This is a genomic window from Rodentibacter sp. (assembly GCF_057314195.1).
Genome location: NZ_DBHLAM010000016.1, coordinates 1 through 5737, shown reverse-complemented (window position 1 = coordinate 5737; position 5737 = coordinate 1). Strand labels below are relative to the sequence as shown.

The 5737-nt window shown below is 47.4% G+C and carries 5 protein-coding genes and 1 pseudogene; 5 read left to right on the top strand and 1 reads right to left on the bottom strand.

Translation table 11 applies throughout. From position 1 onward, the window contains the following. From ACO59Y_RS01650 to ACO59Y_RS01630, 5 genes and pseudogenes are all read left to right on the top strand, one after another. Positions 1-121: pseudogene (locus ACO59Y_RS01650) on the top strand (30S ribosomal protein S21); the annotation flags it as partial. Between the two features lie 128 nt (positions 122-249). Then, complete coding sequence (gene dnaG / locus ACO59Y_RS01645; RefSeq protein ID WP_486130069.1) at positions 250-2034, top strand: DNA primase; 1785 nt, start codon at positions 250-252, stop codon at positions 2032-2034. Positions 2035-2103: 69 nt separating this feature from the next. Then, a complete protein-coding gene (gene rpoD / locus ACO59Y_RS01640) occupies positions 2104-3996 on the top strand; it encodes an RNA polymerase sigma factor RpoD (RefSeq protein ID WP_486130067.1) in 1893 nt (630 codons plus the stop codon). Positions 3997-4230: 234 nt separating this feature from the next. Beyond that, the gene (locus ACO59Y_RS01635) at positions 4231-4479 is read left to right on the top strand and encodes a type II toxin-antitoxin system Phd/YefM family antitoxin (protein ID WP_486130065.1); all 249 of its coding nucleotides are present in this window, start codon (positions 4231-4233) and stop codon (positions 4477-4479) included. An 11-nt stretch (positions 4480-4490) separates the two neighbouring features. Further along, positions 4491-4913, top strand: a complete 423-nt coding sequence (locus tag ACO59Y_RS01630) for a PIN domain-containing protein (protein WP_486130063.1) — start codon at positions 4491-4493, stop codon at positions 4911-4913. A gap of 176 nt (positions 4914-5089) precedes the next feature. On the opposite strand, the gene ACO59Y_RS01625 is transcribed toward ACO59Y_RS01630, so the two are convergent. Then, positions 5090-5737, bottom strand: a 648-nt coding sequence (locus ACO59Y_RS01625) for a YadA-like family protein (RefSeq protein WP_486130061.1), incomplete at its 5' end; no start/stop codon positions are given.

The window sequence follows — 5737 nt, the reverse complement described above, 5'->3', positions numbered from 1 at the left end:
TCGCGCTCGTGAATTCTATGAAAAACCAACTACAATCCGTAAACGTGAAAAAGCGACGCTTGCAAAACGTCACGCTAAACGCAACGCTCGCGAAAACGCACGTAATGCCCGTTTATACTAATTTGTAGTATTTCTTAACTCGAGTTAACACAAACCGTGATTCCTTCGGCATCACGGTTTTGTTTCTTTCAAATTCAACGAAAATTCCATAAAACTGACCGTAAGTTCCCAATCCCAGGAGACAAGGCAATGAAAGGCTCAATTCCACGCCCGTTTATCGATGATTTGTTGACCAAAGCCAATATCGTCGATGTGGTCAATTCGCGCGTTAAACTCAAAAAAGCCGGTCGCGATTATCAAGCCTGTTGCCCTTTTCACCACGAAAAAACGCCTTCTTTCACCGTTAGCGAAAAAAAACAGTTCTATCATTGCTTTGGATGCGGTGCTCACGGCAATGCCATTTCTTTTTTAATGGATTATGACAAACTGGAATTCGTTGAAGCCATTGAAGAATTAGCGGCGATGGCGGGCTTGGAAGTACCTTATGAAAAACGCGCCCGTTCCGATAATCAACGTCCGCAAGTCGGTTATCAAACCAAGCGCAATTTGTACGAATTGATGCAAAAAATCGCGCAATTTTATCAAACTCAGTTACCGCTCAATATTCCGGCGCAAAGCTACTTACAACAACGCGGACTTTCAGCGGAAATTATCGCGCGTTTTCAAATTGGTTTCGTACCGAATGCCCTGGATACGGTGCTGCGCGAGTTCGGCACAAACAGTGAAGAACAGCAAAAATTACTCGATCTTGGCATGCTTTCACGTAACGAACGCGGCAATATTTACGACAAATTCCGTCATCGCATTATGTTCCCGATCCGGGATAAACGTGGACGCACCGTGGCCTTCGGTGGCCGTGTATTAGGCGATGAAAAACCGAAATATCTCAATTCACCGGAAACTATCACCTATCACAAAGGCAGCGAACTATACGGTTTATACGAAGCCTTACAAGTCGATGATGAACCGGCCAAATTGTTAGTGGTGGAAGGCTATATGGACGTCGTGGCACTCGCCCAATTCGGCGTAGATTACGCGGTGGCGTCACTCGGCACCTCCACCACGTCGGAGCAAATTCAATTGCTGTTCCGTTCCACCGAACAAGTGATTTGCTGTTACGACGGCGACCGCGCGGGGCGCGATGCGGCATGGCGCGCACTGGAAAATGCATTGCCTTACTTGCAAGACGGGCGCCAAATCAAATTTATTTTTTTACCTGACGGTGAAGATCCCGACTCCTATATACGCCACTACGGAAAAGAAAAATTCGAAGAATATATCGACGGGGCACAATCGCTCACAGAATTTTTGTTCGCACATTTAAATCCGCAAGTGGATTTTTCCAGCAAAGAAGGACGCGGCAAATTGGCCGCGCTGGCGGTTCCATTGATTCGTCAAATTCCGGGCGAAGCGCTACGTTTATCGCTACGCAATAGTCTAGCGCAAAAATTAGGCATTTTTGACCAATCGCAACTGGAAAGTTTAATTCCGCAACAAGCGCACCAAGCCGCCGCACCGCACGCCGACAAACAGCCGAAAATGAAACAAACGCCGATGCGTCTGGTCGTGTCGTTATTGCTGCAAAATCCTCATCTGGTCAACCGCATTACCGAAGCCGGGCTGGCAGCGCTACGTGCGGAAGCGGGTTACGAATTATTGGAACAATTAGCCACCCTTTGCCGGGCGCGCGAGGGCATTACAACGGGACAAATTTTGGAACATTTTCGCGATACGCCATATTCTCGTCCCCTTGAAATTCTGGCGACTTGGGAGCATTTACTCGACGACGCGGAAATGCTCAACGCCTTTTCACAAAATTATCGCCGCTTAAATATTCAAGCGATCGAACGCGATATCGAAATGCTCATTGCCAAAGAGCGTGCCGAAGGGTTGAGCGAGCAAGAACGACAAGTGCTCGTCAAGCTGATTACCAGCAAAGAAATGCAGAAAAAACAGTTAGTTAATCCTCAATAACAATGGTAGAATCTTGCGTTCTCAAGCGGAAGCATTCATCATCAAAAATAACGCGATACGGGTATAAAAATGGAACAAAATCAACAATCTACAGCCGAACAATATTCGGAACAAATCGAACAGCTGATGGAATTGGGTCGTACGCAAGGTTATTTAACCTACGCGGAAATTAACGACTTATTACCGGAAGACGTGATCGATCCCGAATATTACGACAAATTACTGCAAACTTTACAAAACGATGCGGGCATTCCGGTGTTGGATGAAGCGCCGGAAGGCGATGAGATGATGTTAAACGACACCATTCCCGATGAAGATGCAGTGGAAGAAGCCACTCAAATTCTTTCTAACGTAGAATCGGAAATCGGCCGCACCACCGACCCGGTGCGTATGTATATGCGTGAAATGGGCACCGTAGATTTGCTGACACGCGAAGATGAAATCAGTATCGCCAAACGCATTGAAGAAGGCATTGACGAAGTGCAAACCTCCATCGTCGCTTACCCGGAGGCGCTGTCCGATTTAATCGAGCAATACGCTCAAGTAGAAAAAGGCAATGTTCGCTTAGCCGATCTGATTACCGGCTTTGTTGATCCTAATGCGGTGTCAGCAGAGACTCCGGAATTAGCCGACAACTTTAACAAAGAAGAAGGCGAAAACGAGGACGAGGAAAACACCGCGCCCGCCACTGATGTGGATGACAGCGAAGAAGACAACGAGTCAAGTTCCGAAAGCAGCGATTCCGACAACAGTATCGACCCGGAAATAGCGCGCGAAAAATTCGCCCAATTAAAAGAACAACACACCAAAACCCTTACCGTCATTGCCAAACACGGTCGTGATCACAAAAAAGCACAAGAACAAGTAGTGATTTTGGCTGAAATTTTCAAACAATTCCGCCTAGTGCCGAAACAATTCGACGTACTCGTGTTATCCATGAAAAATATGATGAAACGCGTGCGCGGCGAAGAACGTCAATTACAAAAAGTACTCGTCGATATCGCCGGTATGCCGAAAGACGAATTCGAAACGCTTATCACCAACTTCGGCAGCAGCGACGCCTGGTTGGAAAAAACCTTAAAGTCCACCAAACCTTGGGCGAAACGCTTGCCGAAATACGAAGACCGCATTCGTTTAGCGTTGGCTAACTTGGCAAAATTAGAAGCCAGCACCAAACTGAGCGTGCAACAAATGCGCAATATTTGCGATGCGGTGGCACGCGGCGAACAGAAAGCCCGCCGCGCCAAAAAAGAAATGGTGGAAGCGAACTTACGCTTGGTGATTTCCATCGCCAAAAAATACACTAACCGCGGCTTACAATTTCTTGATCTCATTCAAGAAGGCAATATCGGCTTAATGAAAGCGGTAGATAAATTTGAATACCGTCGCGGCTATAAATTTTCCACTTACGCTACTTGGTGGATTCGCCAAGCGATCACGCGTTCCATTGCAGACCAAGCGCGCACCATTCGCATTCCTGTGCATATGATCGAAACCATTAATAAACTTAACCGCATTTCCCGCCAAATGTTGCAAGAAATGGGACGCGAAGCCACACCGGAAGAACTGGCAGAACGCATGGGGATGCCGGAAGATAAAATCCGTAAAGTATTGAAAATCGCCAAAGAACCGATTTCCATGGAAACCCCGATTGGCGACGATGACGATTCCCATTTAGGCGATTTTATCGAAGACTCCACGTTAGAATTGCCACTGGATTCCGCTACCGCGCAAAGTCTAAAAGTGGCGACACACAACGTCTTGGAAGGCTTAACTCCGCGCGAAGCGAAAGTCCTGCGGATGCGTTTCGGTATTGATATGAACACCGACCATACGTTAGAAGAAGTAGGTAAACAATTCGACGTCACACGCGAACGTATTCGCCAAATCGAAGCCAAAGCGTTGCGCAAATTGCGTCACCCGAGCCGTTCGGAAACCTTACGCAGCTTCTTAGACGAATAATTAGACGAATAATTTCACCGAATCGAAAAAAGGAAAAAGGGAAAAAGGGAAAAAGGGAAAAAGGATAATCGACGGATTATCCTTTTTTTGCCTGCCGAAATAGCACCGCATTGAAGCCTTATCCGACGGGCATTCAATGCGGTGCGCTTTTCGCCCTCCGTTTTCCTGATTGTATTTCGGCGCCAAAGCGCCTACAATGTAGCCTCATTACTACATAAGGAGGCCTATATGTTTATGAGCAGTCGAGAATTCAATCAACAACTCAGCCACGCCAAAAAAATGGCAGAAACCGAACCGGTGATCATCACCAATCGGGGCAAACCGGAATTTGTATTCCTGAAATATGAGGACTATGAAAAACAGGAAAGATCGTCGCAAAGTATAGTTGAACTTTTCGCCTCTTATTCTTGCCCGGATATTGCCGACGTAGAATTAGAAATTCCACCGCGCTCCAAGGCACACCGCCGTCCGGTAGAATTTTAAAGGGGAATTATATGTTCGTTTTAGACACCAACATTCTGTCCGAAATGCGTAAAATGCCCAAAAATAAAGCAAACCGTGGTGTTGAAGAATGGCTTGATTTAATGCCTAAAGAATCGCTTTTTATCAGTGTCATCACCTTAATGGAAATTGAACGCGACGTACTCAATATGGAACGAAAAGATCCACGTCAAGGGAAAATGCTAAGAGATTGGCTTGAAGATCTCGTTCGCCCCACCTTCAAAGGCAAAACCCTCTATCCCGACGACATCACCGCCACATTGTGCGCCGGCTTGCACATTCCCGATAAAAGCCCCGACAACGATGCTTGGATCGCCGCCACCGCATTACGCCACCATTTCACCCTCGTCACACGCAATATCAAAGACTTTGAAAAAATGGGCGTCAAACTCCTCAACCCGTTTATCGAAAACTAAACAAGCGGTCGGTTAACCGGCCGCTTTTTTTTTTTACCTATCACGCATACCGAACACGCAAAGCCCCCTCAATGCGGTGCTAATCCGACAGTTCACTTTCCACTCCCCTTTTGCACAAAAAAAACCGCAGGCTTTCACCTGCGGTTTTCGTTTTATTTAACGCGTAATCTATCGCATTACCATTGGTAAGACACGCCCGCGCCGGCTGTATAGCCGCCTTGCGTGTTAACCGCGCCGGTCACTTTGAAGATCACTTTGTTGTTGTCAGCTACGCGTGAGTAACCCACCGCAACGGCGTTTTGTCCATCGTTGGAGCCAATGCCCGCACCGATAGTTTGTTTACCCGCGCCGATCGCTTGAGGGATATTCAACATTGCTGCGGTACCCGCCGTACTTGCGCGAAGTTTTCTTTCCACGCGTGTAATGCGGTTATTCAGGCTGTTAACGTGCGACATGTTGACTCCGCCGCCGGTCACGTTGCTGATCGCGCTATCCACATAAGCTTTATTCACCGCATCGGTAGGTGCTGTTGCATTACCTACGTTTTGAATGCGGTTGCCGCCCATGTTCACGGTGGTATTGGCTTGAACGTTCATCGTACCGCTAATGTTTGTGGTACCGCTCAAGTTCGCCGTTCCGGTCACAGTGAGATCGTTTGTTCTCACACTGTTCACGCTGATATCACGCGCCAAGGCAACACTTAAACCGCGTCCGGTTTGGGTGATTTCGATGTTTTTGCCAGCGTCGAAGGTGACAGTATCGTTACCTCTCACGTTTGCAATAGACACGTTGCTCACATTGCCGGTGGACGCACTTGTCGTCAA